The sequence below is a fragment of the Pseudonocardia parietis genome (genome assembly GCF_017876315.1).
Taxonomy (GTDB): Bacteria; Actinomycetota; Actinomycetes; order Mycobacteriales; family Pseudonocardiaceae; genus Pseudonocardia; species Pseudonocardia parietis.
Genome location: NZ_JAGINU010000004.1, coordinates 412,004 through 432,230, shown reverse-complemented (window position 1 = coordinate 432,230; position 20,227 = coordinate 412,004). Strand labels below are relative to the sequence as shown.

Annotated in this window: 22 protein-coding genes, 1 other RNA gene and 2 pseudogenes; 10 read left to right on the top strand and 15 right to left on the bottom strand. The window is 69.6% G+C overall.

All coding sequences use genetic code 11. The annotated features are described in order from the left end of the window. The first annotated feature begins 123 nt into the window (after nucleotides 1–123). Complete coding sequence (locus tag JOF36_RS38285; protein ID WP_210037093.1) at nucleotides 124–420, top strand: hypothetical protein; 297 nt, start codon at nucleotides 124–126, stop codon at nucleotides 418–420. Between the two features lie 223 nt (nucleotides 421–643). Here the strand turns inward: JOF36_RS38285 and ssrA are convergent. The 5 genes from ssrA to JOF36_RS38260 all read right to left on the bottom strand — a co-directional run bounded on the left by ssrA (nucleotide 644) and on the right by JOF36_RS38260 (nucleotide 3,710). Beyond that, nucleotides 644–1,028, bottom strand: a transfer-messenger RNA (tmRNA) gene (gene ssrA / locus JOF36_RS38280). A 313-nt stretch (nucleotides 1,029–1,341) separates the two neighbouring features. Continuing rightward, nucleotides 1,342–1,746 (bottom strand): hypothetical protein, encoded by a 405-nt coding sequence (locus tag JOF36_RS38275; RefSeq protein ID WP_210037092.1) that lies wholly within the window; start codon nucleotides 1,744–1,746, stop codon nucleotides 1,342–1,344. A 192-nt stretch (nucleotides 1,747–1,938) separates the two neighbouring features. Continuing rightward, nucleotides 1,939–2,322, bottom strand: a complete 384-nt coding sequence (locus JOF36_RS38270; protein ID WP_210037091.1) for an STAS domain-containing protein — start codon at nucleotides 2,320–2,322, stop codon at nucleotides 1,939–1,941. Between the two features lie 511 nt (nucleotides 2,323–2,833). Further along, on the bottom strand, nucleotides 2,834–3,379 hold the full coding sequence (locus JOF36_RS38265) for a bifunctional nuclease family protein (RefSeq protein WP_210037090.1): 546 nt from the start codon (nucleotides 3,377–3,379) through the stop codon (nucleotides 2,834–2,836). Between the two features lie 43 nt (nucleotides 3,380–3,422). Continuing rightward, complete coding sequence (locus JOF36_RS38260) at nucleotides 3,423–3,710, bottom strand: hypothetical protein (RefSeq protein WP_210037089.1); 288 nt, start codon at nucleotides 3,708–3,710, stop codon at nucleotides 3,423–3,425. A gap of 591 nt (nucleotides 3,711–4,301) precedes the next feature. Here JOF36_RS38260 and JOF36_RS38255 point away from each other — a divergent pair. The 4 genes from JOF36_RS38255 to JOF36_RS38240 all read left to right on the top strand — a co-directional run bounded on the left by JOF36_RS38255 (nucleotide 4,302) and on the right by JOF36_RS38240 (nucleotide 8,725). Next, the gene (locus JOF36_RS38255) at nucleotides 4,302–5,441 is read left to right on the top strand and encodes a glutathione-independent formaldehyde dehydrogenase (RefSeq protein WP_210037088.1); all 1,140 of its coding nucleotides are present in this window, start codon (nucleotides 4,302–4,304) and stop codon (nucleotides 5,439–5,441) included. Between the two features lie 23 nt (nucleotides 5,442–5,464). Next, nucleotides 5,465–6,337: an MBL fold metallo-hydrolase gene (locus JOF36_RS38250; RefSeq protein WP_307862834.1), complete on the top strand. Its 873-nt coding sequence runs from the start codon at nucleotides 5,465–5,467 to the stop codon at nucleotides 6,335–6,337. Between the two features lie 175 nt (nucleotides 6,338–6,512). Beyond that, entirely contained in the window at nucleotides 6,513–7,703 is a 1,191-nt protein-coding gene (locus JOF36_RS38245; RefSeq protein WP_210037086.1) for an alcohol dehydrogenase catalytic domain-containing protein, read from the top strand. A gap of 524 nt (nucleotides 7,704–8,227) precedes the next feature. Continuing rightward, nucleotides 8,228–8,725, top strand: coding sequence for a hypothetical protein (locus tag JOF36_RS38240; protein WP_210037085.1), 498 nt, complete (start codon nucleotides 8,228–8,230; stop codon nucleotides 8,723–8,725). Between the two features lie 28 nt (nucleotides 8,726–8,753). On the opposite strand, the gene JOF36_RS38235 is transcribed toward JOF36_RS38240, so the two are convergent. Together JOF36_RS38235 and JOF36_RS38230 are read right to left on the bottom strand one after the other, a co-directional pair. Continuing rightward, nucleotides 8,754–9,017: a hypothetical protein gene (locus tag JOF36_RS38235; RefSeq protein ID WP_245353266.1), complete on the bottom strand. Its 264-nt coding sequence runs from the start codon at nucleotides 9,015–9,017 to the stop codon at nucleotides 8,754–8,756. Beyond that, on the bottom strand, nucleotides 8,977–9,723 hold the full coding sequence (locus JOF36_RS38230) for a glycoside hydrolase family 140 protein (protein ID WP_281072855.1): 747 nt from the start codon (nucleotides 9,721–9,723) through the stop codon (nucleotides 8,977–8,979). Before JOF36_RS38230 ends, JOF36_RS38235 begins: the two co-directional genes overlap by 41 nt. Between JOF36_RS38230 and JOF36_RS38225 the strand changes: the two are divergent. After that, a pseudogene (locus JOF36_RS38225) lies at nucleotides 9,675–10,697 on the top strand (tyrosine-type recombinase/integrase); the annotation flags it as partial. The gene JOF36_RS38230 and the pseudogene JOF36_RS38225 overlap by 49 nt on opposite strands. A gap of 40 nt (nucleotides 10,698–10,737) precedes the next feature. Here the strand turns inward: JOF36_RS38225 and JOF36_RS39895 are convergent. Together JOF36_RS39895 and JOF36_RS38220 are read right to left on the bottom strand one after the other, a co-directional pair. Continuing rightward, complete coding sequence (locus JOF36_RS39895; protein WP_210026740.1) at nucleotides 10,738–11,634, bottom strand: IS3 family transposase; 897 nt, start codon at nucleotides 11,632–11,634, stop codon at nucleotides 10,738–10,740. Continuing rightward, a complete protein-coding gene (locus JOF36_RS38220) occupies nucleotides 11,631–11,942 on the bottom strand; it encodes a transposase (protein WP_210026741.1) in 312 nt (103 codons plus the stop codon). The genes JOF36_RS39895 and JOF36_RS38220 overlap by 4 nt, the downstream gene beginning before the upstream one ends. 279 nt (nucleotides 11,943–12,221) lie before the next feature. Between JOF36_RS38220 and JOF36_RS41290 the strand changes: the two genes are divergently transcribed. Together JOF36_RS41290 and JOF36_RS38210 are read left to right on the top strand one after the other, a co-directional pair. Beyond that, complete coding sequence (locus JOF36_RS41290) at nucleotides 12,222–14,531, top strand: tyrosine-type recombinase/integrase (protein WP_210037082.1); 2,310 nt, start codon at nucleotides 12,222–12,224, stop codon at nucleotides 14,529–14,531. Then, nucleotides 14,518–14,916: a DUF6262 family protein gene (locus JOF36_RS38210; RefSeq protein ID WP_281072854.1), complete on the top strand. Its 399-nt coding sequence runs from the start codon at nucleotides 14,518–14,520 to the stop codon at nucleotides 14,914–14,916. Before JOF36_RS41290 ends, JOF36_RS38210 begins: the two co-directional genes overlap by 14 nt. Before the next feature lie 43 nt (nucleotides 14,917–14,959). Here the strand turns inward: JOF36_RS38210 and JOF36_RS38205 are convergent, their stop codons facing one another. The 6 genes and pseudogenes from JOF36_RS38205 to JOF36_RS38185 all read right to left on the bottom strand — a co-directional run bounded on the left by JOF36_RS38205 (nucleotide 14,960) and on the right by JOF36_RS38185 (nucleotide 18,745). Further along, the gene (locus tag JOF36_RS38205) at nucleotides 14,960–16,066 is read right to left on the bottom strand and encodes an ArsO family NAD(P)H-dependent flavin-containing monooxygenase (RefSeq protein WP_210037080.1); all 1,107 of its coding nucleotides are present in this window, start codon (nucleotides 16,064–16,066) and stop codon (nucleotides 14,960–14,962) included. Further along, on the bottom strand, nucleotides 16,063–16,485 hold the full coding sequence (locus JOF36_RS38200) for an arsenate-mycothiol transferase ArsC (protein WP_210037079.1): 423 nt from the start codon (nucleotides 16,483–16,485) through the stop codon (nucleotides 16,063–16,065). Before JOF36_RS38200 ends, JOF36_RS38205 begins: the two co-directional genes overlap by 4 nt. Then, a complete protein-coding gene (locus JOF36_RS41595; RefSeq protein ID WP_372447494.1) occupies nucleotides 16,482–16,916 on the bottom strand; it encodes an arsenate reductase/protein-tyrosine-phosphatase family protein in 435 nt (144 codons plus the stop codon). Before JOF36_RS41595 ends, JOF36_RS38200 begins: the two co-directional genes overlap by 4 nt. A gap of 33 nt (nucleotides 16,917–16,949) precedes the next feature. After that, nucleotides 16,950–17,216: pseudogene (locus tag JOF36_RS41590) on the bottom strand (three-helix bundle dimerization domain-containing protein); the annotation flags it as partial. A 33-nt stretch (nucleotides 17,217–17,249) separates the two neighbouring features. Next, nucleotides 17,250–18,383: an ACR3 family arsenite efflux transporter gene (gene arsB / locus JOF36_RS38190; protein WP_210037077.1), complete on the bottom strand. Its 1,134-nt coding sequence runs from the start codon at nucleotides 18,381–18,383 to the stop codon at nucleotides 17,250–17,252. Further along, entirely contained in the window at nucleotides 18,380–18,745 is a 366-nt protein-coding gene (locus tag JOF36_RS38185; RefSeq protein ID WP_210037076.1) for an ArsR/SmtB family transcription factor, read from the bottom strand. The genes arsB and JOF36_RS38185 overlap by 4 nt, the downstream gene beginning before the upstream one ends. A 94-nt stretch (nucleotides 18,746–18,839) precedes the next feature. Here JOF36_RS38185 and JOF36_RS38180 point away from each other — a divergent pair, with 94 nt between their 5' ends. Continuing rightward, nucleotides 18,840–19,091 (top strand): hypothetical protein, encoded by a 252-nt coding sequence (locus JOF36_RS38180; RefSeq protein WP_210037075.1) that lies wholly within the window; start codon nucleotides 18,840–18,842, stop codon nucleotides 19,089–19,091. Between the two features lie 178 nt (nucleotides 19,092–19,269). Next, a complete protein-coding gene (locus JOF36_RS38175) occupies nucleotides 19,270–20,226 on the top strand; it encodes a PstS family phosphate ABC transporter substrate-binding protein (RefSeq protein WP_210037074.1) in 957 nt (318 codons plus the stop codon). Nucleotide 20,227 lies beyond the last annotated feature (1 nt).

The following is a 20,227-nucleotide window of genomic DNA, read 5'->3' as shown; positions in this document are numbered from 1 at the left end:
AATTGGCGCAACCAGAGATCGAAGTCGACGAATACCTGGCGCACGACCTTCCGTTCCGGGCGTGGAACTCCCAGTAACCGGGTAGACGGCGCCGGTTACAGCCGATGATGTCGAGGACTTGCTATGACCGATATCCCTCAGCGGCCGGACCTGCCGCCGACCCGGCTCGCCGAGCGGCTCGCGGTGTTCGTCGCCTGGCTGGCAACCCGGGTCGAGCGCGAGGAGACTCGCCGCGCGTGCCGTGAGGTGGCGGAGTCGTACCTGCTCTTCGCCGAGCGAGACCACGGCGCGCCCGAGTCCCGTCGGTCGCGGTTCCTACAGGCCTACCAGGGCGACACGCCCGGCACCGTGCATGCCGGGCTCAACCTGCTTGCCGAGCACGAAGCCCTCGTGCAGAAGACGTTGCCGATCGACGGTTGAGCCCGGTGAGCAGGCTGCGGGCGCGGCCCCGCCGATGCGGTGCCCGCGGTCGCGGTCACTGGTGGGCTGGGTGCGCTGGTCGGGCGTTCGCGCTTCCCCCACGTGGCGACGTACTGCCCGGCTCTGATGCACGAGTCCTTGTCCATGGGCACCCTGCCTTTGCTGGGCGCACAGGGCGACGGCCCCGTCCCGGAAAGGGTCCGGGGCGGGGCCGTCGCTGTGGTGGTGGAGGTGCCGGGAATCGAACCCGGGTCCTCCGTCGGATCACGAGGGCTTCTCCGTGCGCAGTTCGCTCTGTCTCTGCTCGGATCCACCGGTCACGCGAACGAGCCGGTGTGACGATCCCAGCCGCTGTGTGTTGTCCCCTGCGCTTCCGCGGCCGAACCGCAGGGTGAGTCCCCTAGATGATGCCGGGAACCGGAGCGGGGACGCCTCCGGCCCGACAGCCCCTACCTGTTGATCAGGCAGCGAGCGCGTAAGCGCTCTGCGGGGCGGTGCGACTGTTGTCGGCACTTATTTTTTTGCGACGCATGGTTAACGAGATCATCGTCGCCTTCCTCGGCACGCTTCCCCTCGGTCAGCGATCGGAGTCGAGACCGTTCACCCCCTTGGTCTCCGTACGGGCGTTCCCGTCCGGACGTCCTGCACAACGCCCTGCGGCGCCCGGATCATCCCGGTTCCGGGTGTGTCAGCTCGGCTACGTCGTAGGTGTGCCTGACCGCCCGCAGCCCGGCGACGTGGACCGTGCCCATCGCCGTCGCCGATGGCATCGTCAGCGCTGTGGCCGTCTGGGCGAGGAGAACCTGCCCGGCCCAGCAAGCCGGTCTGCAGCAACGCGAGCAGATCCGCGAGCTTGCACGCGTGCTCCTACATGCCCGGCACGAGCGGAGCCGGACACCGTGGCCAGCCGCCGGTGCTCGATCACGGGCGGTCGGTGCCGGCCGAATCGAGCAGCCGTGCCCGCACGAGACGTTCCAACAGTTCCGGGACCGCCTCGTCGGGGACGCCGGACAGCTCCAGCCGGCAGTGTTCGGCCAGGGTGAAGATCTCGCTCGGGTCGGTGCCGGGGAACTCGACCCTCAGCCGACGGCACGTCTGGCCGACGGATGAGGACTCGATAGGTTCTTCGCCCTGGGGGCGGGCAGCGTCCTCTGCTCGTGCGATCGGGTCCTTAACGGTGACCTCCCTGAGACCGCGGTGACCGGCTGTGGGTTGTTCTTCTACGCCCACTGGCGGCAGGACATGGTCGGCGGCCTCGCCGATCAGGTGCGGGCCCGCGGTGTCGGCCTTGGCCTGGGTACATGTCGGGATGAACGGGCTCGGCACGTGATCATGGCGATCGCGGGGGTGAGCACATCGATCGAGGCAGGCTGCTGCTCGAGAGGCATCAGCACGCCCGGCTCGGTGGAGGGCGGTGCACAGTGGGTCTCGTCGTCGTTCTGCGGCTGCGCTTGTTTGCAGCAGCGTCCGCGCCGGGCCGGCAGCGTCGGGGGTTGTGCTGCCAAGCGGAAGTCAATGTCATACGGCAGCCGGCGTCGTGGCGCGCACAGGGGCCGAGGAGTCGGCGCCGGGCTCGGGGCCAGGATCATGGACCCAGCCAAGAACGGCGAGAGCGCGCCCGACGGCGCTGTCCGGGGCGGCTGTGGTGACCAAGGTCGTGCCGGACGTCGCGGCGTGGTCGCGGGCCATGGTCAGTGCTTCCACCCCGCACGCCGCCAGGAACGACACCGAGTTGAGATCGACGACTGCGTGACCACCTGCGGGGGTGACGACCATGGCGCGCAGCGCGGTAGTCAGCACAGGCGCGGTGGTCAGGTCGACGTCGCCGCACACGGTGACCATGGTGGTGCACCTATCGGGTCGAGTTGCCACGACGGTGAGCCGGGCCGATACCTCGGTCATGAGCTCCATCCACGCTGGTGAGTGGGGCTACTACCCGCCTTGTGCCGCGGGTATACGGGCGGTGTCCCTGGGGCCACCTGTCGGGCCCACTCGGCACGAGGAACCGGGCAGACGAGACGTTGGACCGCTGGTCGCGCCGATGGCACACGGCTCAGTGGCTGGCGGTGCTCAGGTGGCAAGGAGCCTCAGCGCGGTTCGCCGCGCCGGGTCCCAGCATCGGTGTCATATGTGGCACTCTCGGCAGTGCGGGTGCGATGTTGTCCACCCCGGTTGTCCTGCGACGGGGCACTCCCGGCGTCTGGCGCGTCGACCACCCTGGGCCCCGCGGTCTCGGGAGCCCGGCTCGGGCGGTTGAAGACCTCACGCAGCTTGTCCATCAATCCCATAAGAGAGCACTGCCTTCGACGATGCTGTTGTTCTTCGGACCCACCTCATACCCGCGCGGGACCGCTCCGACACCTCATACGACCTGTGTTCGCATGTTCCACCTCCGTCGAACCGGCCTTCACCACTACTGGGGTGGTTCATCAGGGCCGAGGTCGAAGTCGTCCGGGGTGGCCGAGCTGAGGAGCTCGCGGAACCGGTCGAGATCGACCTGCTGCTCGGGCTCGAGCTCCGACACCGGATCGGTCAGGGGTTCGGCTGTGGTGGCTTCGAGGACCGCTGTGGCCGGAAGGGCGGCGAGGTCGAGAACCGATTCGCTGGCGGCGATGTCGGCGCCGGCTCGCAGTGCGAGGGTCAGCGCATCGCTGGGGCGCGCGGACACGCGGGTGTCGTCGTCGAGCACCAGCTCGGCGTAGTAGATGTGTGCCTGCAGGGCCGTGATGACCACCCGGGTCAAGTGACGCCCGGAGGCGGCGAGCACAGCCGCGATCAGCTCGTGAGTTCCTGGCCGGGCAGCGGACATGCCCAGGTGGGCCAGCTCCAGAGCGGCGGCATCCGCCTCGGCGATCCAGATCGGCAACACCCGCCCCGGCGGGTCGTGTTCTTCGAGCAGGACCAACGGTTGGCCCTGGCCGACATCCCAACCCATTCCGCGCAGCTGCAACGCGATCATGTCACCGCCTCCGGACGGTTGAATCACTGTCTGCTCAGGCGAGTTAGTCGCTGCGGGGCCCGGCCAGTGGGGTCGGGAACGGCCCCAGCGGTAGACCGAGACCGCCCCCACCGCCGTCGGCGTCCCCGCCGTCGGGGTTGTCCGCTTCGGGGCGGGGTTGCCGTATCGCGGCCAGCACCGTCACCGTGGCCGCCCCCAGCCACAACACGGGACCAGCCACCGGGACCGCGAGCGCGACCAACGCGCTGACGATGACCGCCAGTTGCACCGCCGGTTGCTCGGTGAGCAGACTCAGGCGCGCTCCCGTCCCGATCGCAGCAGTGCTTCTCATCAGGAAAGACCTCGACTGGACTGGCCACCGGCTCCAGCACACGAGCCGGTGTTGGACAATATTGGCGGCTGCGCCACCTGGAGGCGAGCTGCTCCTGGAGCCGACGGACGTGGCGTTGTTGCGCCGGTCGGCGCCCTGGCGGCTTGGAATGCTCGCTGGAGCAACTCGACGAGTTCGACGTCGCCAGCACGTTCGGTGTCGTGGGGGTCAGTCTGCCGCAGGACGTTGCTCAAGCACGCCTCGACCAACCAGACCACGGTGCGGTCCATGTCCGTGTCCCCGGGCGCCTCACCGGTCTCGGCGCTACAGGTCATCGCCAAACCCTCTTCCGGTGATCGCCGCGCCCGAACCGGACCAGACGCGGACTGCACTCGTACTGAACCCACACCAGCGCTACCCGGCTCGCCGCCGCCTATTCGACCCGAACGGTGGCCATCAGACCCCGAAGCATCGCGCACCACGGGCGCATAGCCTTTCCCGCGCGGACGCTCCGGCTGAGCAGCGTCTCGCCGCCCGGGTTCGAGCCGCATGAGTTTGAGATGCGGCGGGTAGCCGCAGAAGGCCTCACAACCGCCTTCCGAGGGAGCCAGCATGAAAGCCGTGGTGTTCAAGGGCCCGTTCGACGTCGCCGTGGAGAACGTGCCCGACCCGACCCTCGAGCAGCCGAACGACGCGATCATCCGCATCACCACCTCGAACATCTGCGGCTCCGACCTGCACCCCTACGAGGGCCGCGCGCCCCTGGACCACGGCATGGTGCTCGGCCACGAGAACATGGGCGTGGTCGAGGATGTCGGACCCGGCGTCGACCGGATCGACGTCGGCGACCGAGTCTCGGTGCCGTTCAACATCTCCTGTGGCACCTGCCGCAACTGCACGGCCGGCTGGACGAACGCCTGCCTGCGCGCGAACCCGACCGGCCGTCCGACCGCGGGCTACGGCTACCCGATGATGGGCCCCTACTGGGGCGGTCAGGCCGAGTACTTGCGCGTGCCGTGGGCGGATTTCAACCTGCTCAAGCTTCCCGCCGGCCGTGAGCACGAGAACGCGTTCACGATGCTGTCCGACATCTTCCCCACCGGCTACCACGGCGCCGAGCTGGCCCGGGTCGCGCCCGGTGACACCGTCGCGGTGTACGGCGCAGGACCGGTGGGGTTGATGGCCGCGCACAGCGCGATGATCCGCGGCGCCTCACAGGTGTTCATCGTCGACAAGGAACCCGACCGGCTCGAGTTGGCCGAGCGTTACGGCGTCACCGCGGTGAACTTCGCCGACACCGACCCCACCGAGGTGATCACCGACGCCACCGACGGCACCGGCGTGGACTGCGGCATCGAGGCCGTCGGCTACCAGGCACACGACGCCACCGGGCAGGAACACCCCGAGCTGGTGATGGACAAGCTCGTGGAGGTCGTGCAGTCCACCGGCCGGATCGGCGTGGTCGGCGTGTACCTCCCGCAAGACCCGGGCGCCGCTACCGAGGGCGCGCAGCAGGGCCGGATCGGATTCGACTACGGGTCGGTGTTCGACAAGAACATCCAGCTCGGGCACGGGCAGTGCCCGGTCAAGCGCTACAACCGACAGCTGCGCGACCTGATCATCCGCGGCCGCGCACAGCCCGAGTTGATCGTCTCGCACGAGCTCTCACTGGACGAGGCCCCGCAGGCCTACGACCAGTTCGACAAACGCGTCGACGGCTGGACGAAGGTCCTGCTGCACCCGGCCGCGTGAGCACACGTGCTAGGCGACGCGCCGTGGACACATCGCTGACCTTCGTCGGAACGGCCACCACCCTGCTGCGGCTCGGTCGGTTCCGGCTGATGACCGATCCGAACTTTCTGCACCGTGGCCAGCGTGCGCGGCTGGGTTGGGGGTTATCGTCGCGGCGGCGCACTGAGCCCGCGGTCGGTATCGACGAGTTGCCGCAGCTCGACGCGGTGCTGCTGTCGCACCTGCACGGCGACCACTTCGACCGGATCGCGCGCGACGGGCTCGACCACGCACTGCCCGTGGTCACCACGCCGCACGCCCGCGACCGGCTGCGTCGGTGGGGTTTCGAGGCCGCGACCGGCCTGCCGACCTGGCAGAGCTGGGAGGTCGGCGACCACGCCGAGCGGGTCAGGGTCACCGCCGTGCCCGCCCGGCACGGGCCGCGGGCGCTGCATCGGCTCCTGCCACCGGTCCAGGGCAGCATCGTCGACCTGGAACGGGAGGGCCGGCGAGTGCTGCGGCTCTACATCACCGGTGACACGGTGCTGGTGCGCGAGCTGGCCGAGATCCGGGACCGGTTCGGGGAGATCGATGTGATGGTGGCCCACCTCGGTGGCACCCGGATCGGCGGTGTACTCGTCACCCTGGACGCTCGGCAGGGCACCGACCTGGTCGAGCTGATCGGCCCGGGCCGGGTCATGCCGGTCCACTACGACGACTACGACGTGTTCCGCTCGCCGTTGACGCACTTCCTCGACGAGATGCGCGCCCGCGGTCTGGGCGACCGGATCCGAGTGGTGGCCCGCGGGGACACCGTGGCGCTGCCCCCGTCGACCGGGCGCCGGCCCGGCGCCGCGACCGCCGACCACGCCTCCGGAAACGCCCCGGGCACCCCGTGGGAGGGGCTCCCGCCGTGAGCAGGCCTGCCGGTCCCCCCGGACGGACGCGGGCGATACCGCGATCCCGGCCCGGCCCCGGACCGTGTGCGCGGCGGTCAGTGCGGCCGTCCGTCGATTGCGTCCTCGCCCGGCCGGCATGCGTGCGAGGCGGACGGGTAACTGGCAGGTGCAGTTCACGACCGGAGGAGGATACGTGCAGGCAGTGGTATGGCAGGCGCCCGGCCAGATCGAGGTGGCGCAGGTAGCGGACCCGGTTCCGCGGGACCCGGGTGACGTCGTCGTGCGGCTCACAACGAGCGCGATCTGCGGAACCGACCTGCATATGATCCGGGGAACGATGCCTGGCCTGCGGCCCGGCATCGTGCTCGGACATGAGGGTGTCGGCGTGGTCGAGGAAGTCGGGAGCGCGGTGCGCGCGTTCCGGGCCGGGGACCGGGTCGTGGTGCCGTCCACGCTGTGCTGCGGGCGGTGCAGCTACTGCCGGGCCGGGTACACCTCGCAGTGCGACGCAGCCAACCCGAACGGCCCGCTGGCCGGCACCGCCCTGTTCGGCGGGCCGGAGCAGACCGGCGGATTCGACGGGCTGCAGGCACAGTACGCACGAGTGCCGTGGGCGGACGCGAACCTGGTGCCGCTGCCCGATGCGGTGGATGACGACCAGGCGATCATGCTGTCGGATGTGTTCCCGACCGGCTACTTCGGCGCCAAGCTGGCCGAGGTCTCCCGCGGCGACTCGGTCGCGGTGTTCGGCTGCGGGCCGGTCGGGCAGCTGGCGATCGCGAGCGCACGACACCTCGGCGCGGCCCGGGTGTTCGCCGTCGACCGCGATGCCGCCCGGCTGGAGAAGGCCCGCCGCCAGCACGTCGAGCCCGTCGACGTGACCGTCGAAGACCCGGTCGAGGCGCTGCGGGAGCTGACCGGAGGGATCGGACCCGACCGGGTCATCGACGCCGTCGGGGTCGACGCCTACGGCCCACGCAGCGGTGACGCCGACGATCAGGAACGGCGCGCCGCCGAACTGGAGGAGGCCGCCGGCGGGGGCCCGACCGCCTGGAACGCCGGCGACGACCCGTCCCTGGCCGCGAGCTGGGCGGCAGAGGCGGTGGCCAAAGCCGGCACGATCGGCGTGATCGGGGTCTATCCACCCACGGCGCGTTCGTTCCCGATCGGCACCGTGCTGAACCGCAACCTGACTGTGAAGGCAGGCAACTGCCCACACCGGGCACTGATCCCGGAACTGATCGACATCGTCGCGTCCGGGACCCTGGATCCTGGACGAGGAGTCACGGTCCGCGACGGGCTGGCCGACGCGGTCGAGGCGTACCGCACGTTCGACACCCACGAACCCGGCTGGGTCAAGGTCGCTATCGAGCCGGCCACGTAAGCAACCGAGACCGCTGCCCGGCCGGCCACGGGCGAAGCACATCCTTTCGCGAGGTCGCGCCTCGACAGCACGACTGGCTTCCGGACACGTGCAGCAGCTCGCAATCGGTGTTGGCACTGCACGGACTCGCCCCACACGCGGCGCAGCCTCCTCCGCTTGGTTGCGCCGCTATGCCCCTGAGTTCGCACGCCCAGCGGATCGGCGAGGATTCCTCGCGTACCCCGCAGCGGTGGACATGCTGTGGGTCGAGTCGCGCCGAACCAGCACGGCTCGCCTGTAGCCACCCCGACGCCGGCCAGCGTGGGACCGAGCGGTGGTGGGAACACCGTGACTGGCCTGGCACCAAGCTCGAGGAGGTAGCGGTGGCCAGCGACCCTGACCATCTCGGATCACCGGGAAGTGGTGAACGTTCAGGTCACCAAGACGGGACTACGCCCCCCGGCCCACAACGCCGGGACCAACGGCGCGACCGCAACGGCCGAGCAGGAACTGAACGACGCGAAATCTCCCGGAACAACCACATCGTGGACACGTACTGGTACCTGAAAATCTACCTCAACGATCAGCTGGCGCTCGGCGTGTTGTGGCGACAGCTCGCCCGTCGCACCCAGCGCAGCAATCGCGACACCCCGCTCGGCGACGCGCTCGCCCGGGTCGCCACCGGTATCGCCGAGGACGTGGAAACCTTCCGGTCCATCATGCGGCAGGCCGGGATCCGGCCGAGTCGGATGAAACCCGGGGCAGCGGTCGCCGCTGAGCGGCTGGGTCGGCTGAAGCTCAACGGCCACCTTGCCGGTTACTCCCCGCTGAGCCGGTTCACCGAACTCGAGATGCTCACCATGGGCATCGAAGGAAAGAAGCAGCTGTGGACCACCCTGCGTGACCTCGCCGGGCTCGCCACCCAGCTACCAGATGTCGACTTCGACCAACTGATCGAGCGGGCCGCAGCGCAGAAAGCCGAACTTGAGCCGCACTGCGTACGCGCGGGCCGCGAAATTTTCACCTCCAGTCGTACCACCTGAGCAGCAAGCGGAGACCGGACCACGTTCGCTATCGCTTGAACAGGTTGCCGCTCAGGTAGGTGTCCCAGTCGGCCTCGTCGAGGCCGTGGCCGCCGGAGCGCAGGTGGTAGCTCATCGCCGGGCCGCGGAACCCCGTGGCGGTGGTGGGCGGCCAGCTCTGCGAGGCGAGTCCGGTGTCCCCGAGCTCGTAGAGCTCGTAGACCGGTGCGGCGCCGTGAACGCGTCGAACACGCCGTCGTTGTCGTTGCCGGTCATGCCGGGTCCTCGACGAGCAGCAGCCAGTCCTCGTCACTGGTCGGCGGGCTGTAGGTCGTGGCGAGCTTCGTCGCGTCGAACTCGCCGGTGCGCGGGTTGAACCAGTACGCCTCGGGGCTGCCCGTGACGACGCTGGTGTCGACCGAGAAGTCCTGCCCCGTGGGGGTGTAGACCAGCAGGTACGAGCCGTCCGTGGCGACGTTGGCGGCGATCCGCTCGGCGCCCGAGTCCGGCTCGGTGCCCAGCACCGACTGGTCCGGTTCGCCCCGGGTGAACGGCAGCGACTCCATGAGCTCCCGCAGGTGTCGCATCTGTTCGCCCGCGGGGAACTCCAGCGCCTCGCTCCAGCTCCCGCGTGCGCCGAGCTCCCCGTCGCCGCCGTCGTTGAACTGCCACACCGCGTGGTGACCGTAGGTGTGCCCGGCCGCCCCACCGAGCACCGACCAGTAGGCGTCGCGGCGTACGTCCAGCGCGGTGGAGAAGCCCTGCTCGGGCTCCCAGCAGTACGGGTGCTCCTCATAGATCGGCTCGCCGTCGAGGAACGGCTTGACCGGGTCGGCGTCGTAGGTCGAGTCCACGAGATCGGCGCGGACGTCGTAGCGCAGGCAGTGCCCGCCCTGGAGCATGTGAAAGTCCAGCCAGTCCGAAATCTTGATCCACTCGCAACCTGTCCACGACGTCCAACTCGCGGGCAGTGGGGAAGCAGTTCGTGCTACACGGACACCCACGGCAGCAGTGTCCATGTCGTGGGAAGCGGGTGGTGGGGTTGCGGGTGCAGCGGCTGTCGTCGGGGGAGAGCGCGCGCTCGTACACGGTCGTCGATCTCGACGGGCTCCCGGTGGTCCCGGTCGAGGACTTCCTCGCCCACGCGACGCTGGTGAGGCGATTGTCGCCGAACACGATCGCCGGCTATGCCCATGACCTGCGGGACTATTTCCAGTGGCTCGACCAACGCGGCTTGGAGTTCGCGCAGGTGAGCCTGGAGCAGCTCGCGCAGTTCTTCGACTGGCTGCGCCGCCCCCGTCAGGCGCGGAGAGAGGATGTGTTCGTGCTGCCGGGCGTCCCGGCGGCGTTGGCCCCGGCGACACTGCTGCGCAAGCGCGCAGCCGTCGCGGCGTTCTACCGGTTCCATTCCCGCCGGGATGCGGCTGTTGCGCCGCTGTTGGGGGAGCAGATCGGTGGGCGCGGGCTTGGGCCGCAGGTCCCGATGCTGGCCCACCTTCGTCGAGGGCGGCGCGGTGAGCAGGCGTTCAGCCCGCTGCGGGTGCACGCGCCGCGGAAGCCCCCGAAGACGTTGACCGAGCTGCAGGTCAAGGCGTTGGTGGAGGCGTGTGACCGGACGCGGGACCGGTTCCTGATCCGGCTGCTGGTGGAATCGGGGCTTCGCCTGGGCGAAGCGCTCGGGCTACGGCACGCCGATCTTCACCTGCGGGCCGGGGACGTAGAGGTCGTGCCGCGGGAGGACAACGTCAACCAGGCTCGGGTCAAGGGCCTCAAGTGGCGCCGTGTGCCGGTGCCCACCTCGCTGTTCGACCTCTACGCCGACTACATGGAGCTGGAGTACGGGCCGCGAGACTGCGACTACGTATTCGTCAACCTGTTCGCGCCCGTGGTGGGAGCACCGATGACGGCGGCGAACGTCTACCGGCTGGTCCGGCAGTTGCGCGTCCGAACCGGATTGGACTTCTTCACCCCACACGTGGCCAGGCACACCTACGCAACCGCCCTGAGGTTCCCCCGGTTTCGCGGAGTCCGGGTTATCTGTGATCGTCGCGCTGGCCGCGATCGTAGGCGTCCTCGTACTCGTCAGGTGAGAGCCCGCCGAGCCCGGCCTGGATCCGGCGGGGGTTGTACCAGCCGTCTATGTAGCGCAGCAGGGCGTGCTCGGCCTCGGCGCGGGTGGCGAACGTCGTACCCGGCCAGTACACGAGTTCGATCTTGAGCGTGGACCACAGGTTCTCCGCGAGGGCGTTGTCGTAGCTGTCGCCTGTGGACCCGGTCGAGGGTGCGACACCGGAGTCGACCAGGCGCTGGGTGAACCGCAGCGCCGTGTACTGGGCGCCCTTGTCGCTATGGAAGATCAACTCGCCGGAGCGCGCCGATCGGGAGCGCAGCGCATGATCCAGGGCGGTGAGCACCAGCGCGGTGGTCGCCCGCTCACCGGTGGCCCAGCCGACGACCCGGTTGGCGAACGCGTCGCGCACCGAGGCCAGCCACAGCACGCCCTCGCCGGTGACCAGCCGCGTCAGGTCAGCGACCCAGAGCCGGTTCGGCGCGTCGGCCCGGAAGTCGCGCTCGACCCGGTCCGGGGCGGCGGTGTGGTTCGGGTCCTGCCGGGTCGAGCCGTGGCGCCAGCCCCGGCGCAGGTGCGCGCCCTGCAACCCGTGCTCACGCATGATCCGCTCGATGCGCTTGCGCCCGACCCGCACGCCCTGGCGACGCAGCTCCAGCCACACCCGCGGCGAGCCGTAGGTGGCGGCGAACTCGCTGACGCTGCGCACCTTGACGATCTGCTCGAGCAGCGCCGCGTCGTCGAGCTCGCGCCGGCTCGGGGCGGCCTGGCGGGCCCGCCAGTCGTAGAAGGTGGACTCCGGGATGCCCAGGACCCGCAGTACGAGACCGGCCGGGAAGCCATGAGTGTCGATGAAGCTCATGACCACCTCCGGGTCGGGCCGATCTCGCTGGCGAAATACGCACTCGCCGCGCGCAGGACCTCGTTGACCCGCCGCAGCTCAGCGTTCTCGGCCGCCAACCTGCGGTTCTCCTCAACCATGTCAGTGCTTGGGCGGTCATGCCGTTCGCCGGCGTCGGCCTCGGCCTGGCGGACCCAGTTCCGCAAGGCCTCGGGGTGCACGTTGAGCTGCTCGGCCAGCCGTTTGAACGACGGCCGCGGCTCGGACTGTCGATACAGCCGAACCGCCCGTTCCCGCAGCTCATCGGGGTACTTCCTCGGTGCTGCCAACAGAGCCTTCCTTCCCAGTCCCTCACGATGGGACCAGTCTTCGAAGACTCCGGCGAAGCGGGGGAAGCTCACCCTGCTGCGCCGCGGTGTCCAGGTACATGTCGTCGCTGATTTGCTCGGGCATGCTGACGCCCAGACCACCACCGCGGCCTACTCCCATCTCAGTGTCGAGGACCATCGGGCGCTCCTGGTCGCGGCAGGCGCGCTGGACAACAGTGCCCCCGAGGCCACCAACACAGGGGGAGCCCCCGAGGGATGGGCGGGACCGGGAGGCTACGAGTGAGCAAGACCATGCCCGGCGGCAACGCAGCCGGGGGCATCGGAGCCAGTGAGGTCGACGCTGGTCGTCCTGGGACCGGGATCCTGCTGGAGCGGCTGCTGAGCGCGGTGCGCCCAGAGTTCCGCAACGACACCTTCATCCCCGACCCGGACAGCGCGGTGTTCTTCACCGGCAGATGCGCGCTGCCGTCCTGCCCGGCCGCGGTCCGCCGGACACGGATCGGCCTGTGTCAACGGCACCACGCATGGTGGCGAGAGGCGGGACGCCCGGATCTGGCGACGTGGCTTGAGCCTGCCGAGCAACGCCTGCGCGCCGAGGTGCCCGCGGTGCCGGCCTGCGCGGTGGGCGGCTGCAATCGCGCGCACCGCCGTAACCGCCTCTGTGTTCGACATGCCACCGCATGGGACAGTGCGGGCCGCCCGGACTGGGACAGCTGGTGCGCCAACCAGCCGGCACCGTCCCTGGTGAACGAAACCGGCTGCCGGTTTCCCGCCTGTCCCCGCTGGTCCGATTCGACCACTACATTCTGCGCGGCACACCGGCGCCGCTGGATCCACGCCGGACGTCCGGAACCGCACGCATGGTTCTCCGAGCTGGCCCACAGTCAGGACCCGCGGGTCGACCTCCGCGGGCTGGAACCAAGGCTGCGGCTGGAGGTCCAGTACGGGCTGCAGTGCCGTCATGACACCGCCAGTCGGGTCACCCGGGCGATTCATGTGACCACGGCGGTAAGACTGATCCGCCGGGCCGGGGTCGGTAGCCTGCTGGACTGGGACGACGAGCGCTGGCACGCCTACACGCTGCGGCCCAACTCGGTCGGCAGCGGCTACCAGTCGTTTCTCCTCGACACCTGCGCTGCGCTGCGGACTCTGGCCGGAGTCGATCCGTGGCAGCAGCAGTACCCGCGCACTGTCTGGGACCTGCGCGTGCTCGGCCTCGCCGGCAACCAGCGGCGCATCGACTTCTCCCGAATCGAACCGGGGTGGCTGCGTGAGATCACCAAACGATGGGCTCGCTGGCGGCTGTCGCGCGGCAACACCGCCCAAGGCGTGGCGAATACCCTGCGGGCCTGCACGATGCTGGGTGAACATCTGCGCCGCACCGCTGGGGCGGGCGCCGGTCCGGAGCACCTGACTCGCCCCGTGCTGGAATCCTGGTTCGCGGCGTTGGCGCTGGTCCACTCGAATCCGACCAGTCGCGCCAAGCGGATCAACCAGATCGGGGTGTTCCTGCGCGACGTCGCCCGCCACGACTGGTGTTCACAGATCCCGCGCAACGCCGCCGTTTACGACGGTGACATGCCTCGGCTCCCGCCCCCGCGGCCGCGGGCTCTGCCCGAGCACGTGATGCGCCAGCTTGAGGACCCGGCGCACTTGGCACGGTTCCCCACCGACGACGGTCGGCTCGTGCTGATGATCCTGATCCAGTGCGGGCTGCGGCTGAGCGATGCCTGCAAGCTTCCGCTGGACTGCGTGGTCCGCGACCACAACGATGCCCCCTATCTGGCCTGGGTCAATCACAAGATCCACGGAAGGGTTGAATTCTTTCCGATCAGCACCGAGCTCGCCGACCACATCGCCGTCCAGCAACGCGCCCAGCAGCGGCGGTGGCCGCAGGGTTGCCGGTACCTGTTCACTCGTTACCAGGTCAACCTGGACGGCAACAAGCCGCTGCACGCCTCCACTTGGCGCCGCCATCTCGATACCTGGCTGCGCGAGATCGAGCTGGTCGACGAGCACGGCGCACCGGCACGCGTCACCGCGCACCAGTTCCGGCATACCCTGGCCACCCGGTTGATCAATCGGGACGTCCCGCAGTCGGTGGTTCAAGACCTGCTTGACCACATGTCCCCGGCGATGACGGCCCGCTACGCGCGGCTGACCAACGTGACCCGCCGACGGCGCTGGGAAGCTGCGACGAAGGTCAACGCCGAAGGTGACCCAGTTACGGTCGCCCCCGAGCACCCGCTCGCAGACGCCGATTGGATGCGGCTGAGCCTGGTCAGAGCCAAGGTCTCCCTCCCGAACGGCTACTGCGGTGCCCCGGTACAGACCGATTGCGAGTACGCCAACCCCTGCCTGGACTGCCGGTTCTTCATCACCACCCCGGAGTTCCTCGCCCAGCACCGCCGCCAGCGCGACGACTCCCGACAGCAGATTGCTGACGCCGAGCAGGCCGGCCTGGCAAGGATCGCCGAGAAGAATCGCCGCACGACCGCGAAGCTCGACAAGCTCATCACCGTTCTCGAGCAGGCTTCGGACAGCGAGATCGTGGTCGGGGGACGACGGGAGAAGGATGCCGCCGGCTGACAACACCCGATACCTCCTCGAGGCCTCCCGTCGCCGCGCCGCTGAGGCTCGCGACCGAGCCGAGATGGCCATCGCGGCGGCTGCGCGTGCTGGCACCCGCCCGACCATGGTTGAGATCGCGCGCGCCGCCGGAGTCTCCCGCTCCTGGCTCTACACCCAGACCGACCTGGTCACGGCCATTGGTCAGATGCAGCAACGACGACCGGCGCCGACCCGGACCGGCCCGCAGCCCGCCACCATCGACTCGCTCCAAACACGTCTGGAGGCGCTCACCCGCCGCAACACCCAGCTTCGAGCCGAGGTCCACGACCTGACCAGTCGGCTCGAAGCCGCACATGGTGAAATCCGCCGCCTCCGCATCGCCAATCCGGCGAGAGCCGAGTGAGCGCGCCCCCGCCGCAACGAGCCCGTTTCTCAACGGCGCGACCTCACCGAGCACGATTCGACTCGAGGCTACGAGCGGGTCGGCCGATGATCTGTTCTACGCACGTGCGGGCCGTTCGCCCCGCTCCGATCAGGGTTGCTGCGGCCGCGCCGGTCCAGTCGCCGTAGCCGAGCAGGTGCAGGCGGGGTTCGTCGATGCTGCGGGTGCCGTCGGTGCGGGGGTCCCCGTGCGTGTCGGTGCTGAGGCCGAGCGGGGCGAGGTGGTCGATGGCTGGGCGGAAGCCGGTGCACCAGATGATGGCGTCGAGGTCGGTGATCGTGCCGTTGTCGCGGGCGACGCCGGTGGCGGTCAGCCGGTCGAACATGGGCTCGGTCCGCAGCACACCGCGGTCGCGGGCGGCCTTGACGCTGGGGATCATGACGATGTCGCCGAGCGCGGCGACCCCGCCGGTGTCCGGGTGCCCCTGGCGCTGGGCGAGTTCGCGTTGGGTGGCGACGTCGAACAGGACGCGGCCGTCGACATCGTCGGGCAGGAATCGCGGTGGGGCCAGGGTGAACCAGTGCGTCGTCGCAACGGTGGAGACCTCGGCGAGGATCTGCGCGGCGGAGTTCGCGCCACCGACCACGCCGACGCGCTGACCTCGGAAGGGGTGGGGCCGGTGGTAGTTGACGGTGTGGATCTGGCGGCCGGTGAACTCGGCGCGGCCGGGTAGCTCTGGGACGTGCGGGCAGCGCCAGGTGCCGGTGGCGCTGATGACCGCCCGGGCGCGCCAGGTGCTCTGTGCGGTGCTGACGGCCAGGTGGTCCGGGTAGGCCTGTACGGCGGTGACGTCGATGGGGCGGCGGACGTCGAGTGCGTAACGCCGCTCGTAGTCGTCGAGGTAGGTGCGGACGTGTCCGGCGGTCGGGAAGGGCTCTGCGGGCTGGTCGGGCATCCACCACCCGGGCAGGGGGCTGTAGCGCGCGGGGGAGAACAGGCGCAGCGAGTCCCAGCCGTGTCGCCAGGCGCCGCCGGGCCCGGTCTGGGCATCGAGGATGACGAACGGGACCTGCGCGCGGCGCAGGTAGTAGCCCGCGGCGAGGCCGGCCTGGCCACCGCCGATCACGACCACGGGCAGGTCGCGATCGGCGGTGTCAGGGGTACGGGTCACGGGTTCGGGCTCGGGCCGGTCAGTTCGGCGAGCAGGTCGTCGACCCGGGCGGCGATGTCGTCACGGATCAGGCGCATGCGGTCGAGTCCCTCGATCCCGCGGGCGGAGGGCTCGTCGGTGTCCCAGTTGCGGACCTCGGTGTCGCCGGCGTCGACTCGTGCGTCCCGGCCAAGAGTGACCACGAGGTCGACGCGCCGGAGCAGCTCGGGATTGATCGACTTCGGGGACTCGCCGCTGATGTCGGCGCCGGATTCGGCCAGCGCGTGCGCGGACAGGGCGTTGATCGTCTCCCCCGGATCGGTGCCGGCAGAATGGACCTCGACCCGGTCGTCGGCGGCCTGGCGCATGAGCCCGGCGGCCATCTGGGACTTGCCGCCGTTGCGGACGCAGACGAACAGCACCGCAGGCAGGTCGGTCACGACGTCGCCGCTTCGGTCGACGTACCGGTCAGTTCGGCGAGTAGGTGGCGTACCCGGGCGTCGATGTCGTCGCGGATGGGGCGGATCTGCTCAGCGGTCTTGCCGGCGGGGTCGGTCAGTTCCCAGTCGAGGTAGCGCTTGCCGGGGAACACCGGGCAGGCGTCACCACAGCCCATGGTGATCACGACGTCGGCCGCTTCGATCGCCTCGGTGGTCAGGCGCTTGGGGAACTCCGTGTTGAGGGTCAGGCCGATCTCGGCCATGACCTCGCGCACGGCGGGGTTGATGCTGTCGGCCGGGGCGGATCCGGCCGAGGTGACCCGGACGGCGCCGTTCGCGTGGTGGGCCAGCAGGGCGGCAGCCATCTGGCTGCGCCCGGCGTTGTGGACGCAGACGAACAGGACTTCGGGGACCGCGGCTGCGGTGGTCACGGTGGCTCCTGGGGATCGGGCTGCTGCGAGCCGCTCGCGGGCGTAGCGGGCGGCGAGGACGGGCAGGTGGGTGGTGATGCGGGCGGTCAGCGCCAGCTCGGTGAACACGTCCACGACCACGGCCTCGATCGTCTCGGGGCCGAAGATGCCGTGGAATCTGCGGCGCAGCTCGTCGACGGTCTGGTGAAGCCGGGCGTGTGGGCTGGTGAGCGCGAAGTGTTCGAGGGTGCGACCGCCCGCCGGGCGCCGTCGCGCGATGGCGACGACGACCGGGATGGCGTCGGACGAGAAGGCGTCCATGACATGTCCGCTACTCGCCGCGAGAGGGGATGCTCATCGGGGCTCGCTCGCTCGAGACAGCGATGTGTCGGTGGTGGGGAACATGCGGCGGCGCAGCCACAGCGACACATACACCAGCGCGACGAGCACCGGCACCTCGATCAGTGGCCCGACGACCCCGGCCAGCGCCTGGCCGGAGGTGACGCCGAACGTGCCGATCGCGACCGCGATGGCGAGTTCGAAGTTGTTGCCCGCGGCGGTGAACGCCAGGGTGGTGGTGCGTTCGTAGCCCATGCCGACCGCCCAGCCGACGGCGTAGGAGCCGGCCCACATCAGGGCGAAGTAAGCCAGCAGCGGCAACGCGATCCGGGCGACGTCGAACGGCTGGGAGGTGATGGCCTCACCCTGCAGCGCGAACAGCAACACGATGGTGAACAGCAGCCCGTAGAGCGCGAACGGCCCGATCCGCGGAATGAACTTCTCCTCGTACCAGACCCGGCCCTTGGCCTTCTCGCCGAACCGGCGCGTGAGATACCCGGCCAGCAGCGGGATCCCGAGGAACACCAGCACCGACTTCACGATGTCCCAGGTGGAGAACGACACGTCGGTGACGGGCAGGCCGAGCCAGCCGGGCAGCACGACCAGGTAGAACCAGCCGAGCACGCCGAACATGACGACCTGGAACACCGAGTTCAGCGCGACCAGCACGGCGGCGGCCTCGCGGTCGCCGCAGGCCAGGTCGTTCCAGATGATCACCATGGCGATGCAGCGGGCGAGCCCGACGATGATCAGCCCGGTCCGGTACTCGGGCAGGTCGGGCAGCATCAGCCAGGCCAGGGCGAACATCAGTGCCGGGCCGAGGACCCAGTTGAGCACCAGCGAGGTGAGCAGGAGCCTGCGGTCGCCGGTGACGGTGTCGAGGCGGTCGTAGCGGACCTTCGCCAGCACCGGATACATCATGATCAGCAGGCCGAGCGCGATCGGCAGCGAGATGCCGTCGATCGCCAGGGCGTCCAGGGCGGGGGCGAGCCCGGGGACCAGGCGGCCGAGCAGGAGCCCGGCGACCATGGCGACGATGATCCAGACCGCCAGGAAGCGGTCGAGGGTGGACAAGCGGGCGACGACGCCGGCCTCGGTCGGGTCGGTGGCCGCCTGCTGGGCGGCGCCGGTGGTGTTCTCCGTGCTCATGATGCGACGGCCTCCGCGGTGGTCGGGATCAGCAGGTCGGCCAGTGAGGCGAGTCGCTGTGGGACGACGCGGTAGTGGATCCAGGTGCCGCGGCGTTCACCGGTGATCAGCTCGGCCTCGCGCAGCACCTTGAGGTGGTGCGAGATCGTCGGGCCGGACAGGTCGAAGACCTCGGTCAGGTCGCACACGCAGGCCTCGCCGCCGGCGTGGGAGGAGATCAGGGACAACAGGCGCAGTCGGACGGGGTCTCCGAGGGCCTTGAACACGCGGGAGACCTCGCTCGCGTGCTCCGGGGAGATCGGTTGGCCGACCAGCGGCGACCAGCACGACGACGCCACGCCCGGCGGCTCCTTGTTAGACATGCTTCTATATTGACGTCCGTCGAAGCAGAGTGCAACCTCGCAGGATCACTGGATCGAGCTTTGTCGATTCTATCGGCACGACTGGAGTGATCCCATGCACGACCCCGGCGAGGTCGGTGACAGCACCGCGATGTCACGACGGCGCGGCCACCCCCGCCGCGACCGGCCACCGACGCCGGTCAGGGACCCGGTCGCGCGCGTCCTCGGTCAGGCGATTGTCGCGGTCGCGCTCGCCCTGGCCCTGTGGGGCCTCCTGGCCGGCGACGCCGATCTCGCAGCGGGTGGGGTGGCGACGTTCGCCTGCCTGCCCGCAGCAGGGCTGGCCAAGCTCGCCCGCTCCCGGTGAGCGCACCGATCGGAGCCACCTAGATCGAATGTTGTGGATCCAGGAGTGAGAAGTCAGGCCACGTTCACTCGGCATTCATATCGGCATTGTTCGATCCAAGCGTCTTCGGCGGACGCTCACAGCTACGGGCGCCGTCTCGACCTCGACGAGAGAGGCCAAGTCCGTGAGTGTTCGACACATGCGCAGGGCATCGGCTGCCCTGGTCGCCGTCGCTGCCAGCGTGACGCTGGTGGCGTGTGGCGGCGGTGCGCAGCAGCAGGACGGGCCGGGGGGTGAGCAGGTCTCCGGGCCGGTGCTGATCGACGGGTCCTCGACGGTGGAGCCGCTGTCGTCCGCGGCTGCGGAGCTCTACCAGGGCGAGAACCCCGAGGTGAACGTCACCGTCGGTACCTCGGGGACCGGTGGTGGCTTCCAGAAGTTCTGCAACGGCGAGACCGACATCTCCAACGCCTCGCGCCCGATCTCCGACACCGAGCGGCAGCAGTGCGAGGCGAACGGGATCGCCTTCCAGGAGCTGCAGGTGGCCAACGACGCGCTGACCGTCGTGGTCAACCCGGCCAACACCTGGGCCAACTGCCTGAGCGTGGAGCAGCTGCGCGCGATGTGGGCGCCCGGCTCGCAGGTCACGACCTGGAACCAGGTCGACCCGTCGTTCCCGGCCGAGCCACTGCAGTTGTTCGGGGCCGGCGCGGACTCGGGCACCTTCGACTACTTCACCGACGAGATCGTCGGTGAGGAGGGGGCATCGCGCACCGACTACAGCCCCTCGGAGAACGACAACGTCACCGTCCAGGGCGTCACCGGCTCCCCGGGCGCGCTGGGCTACTTCGGGTTCTCCTACTTCGAGGAGAACCAGCAGCAGCTCAAGGCACTGCAGGTCGACGGCGGCAACGGCTGCGTGGCCCCGTCCGCACAGACGGTCCAGGACGGCTCCTACACCCCACTGGGCCGGCCGCTGTTCATCTACGCCTCCGACGCCGGGCTCGCCAAGCCGCAGGTCGTGTCGTTCCTGGAGTTCTACCTGCAGCGCAACGACGAGATCGTGCAGGCCGCGCAGTTCGTGCCGATGACCGACCAGCAGAAGCAGGACTCCACCGCCAAGCTGGACCAGCTGCGCCAGCAGGCCGGAGGCTGAG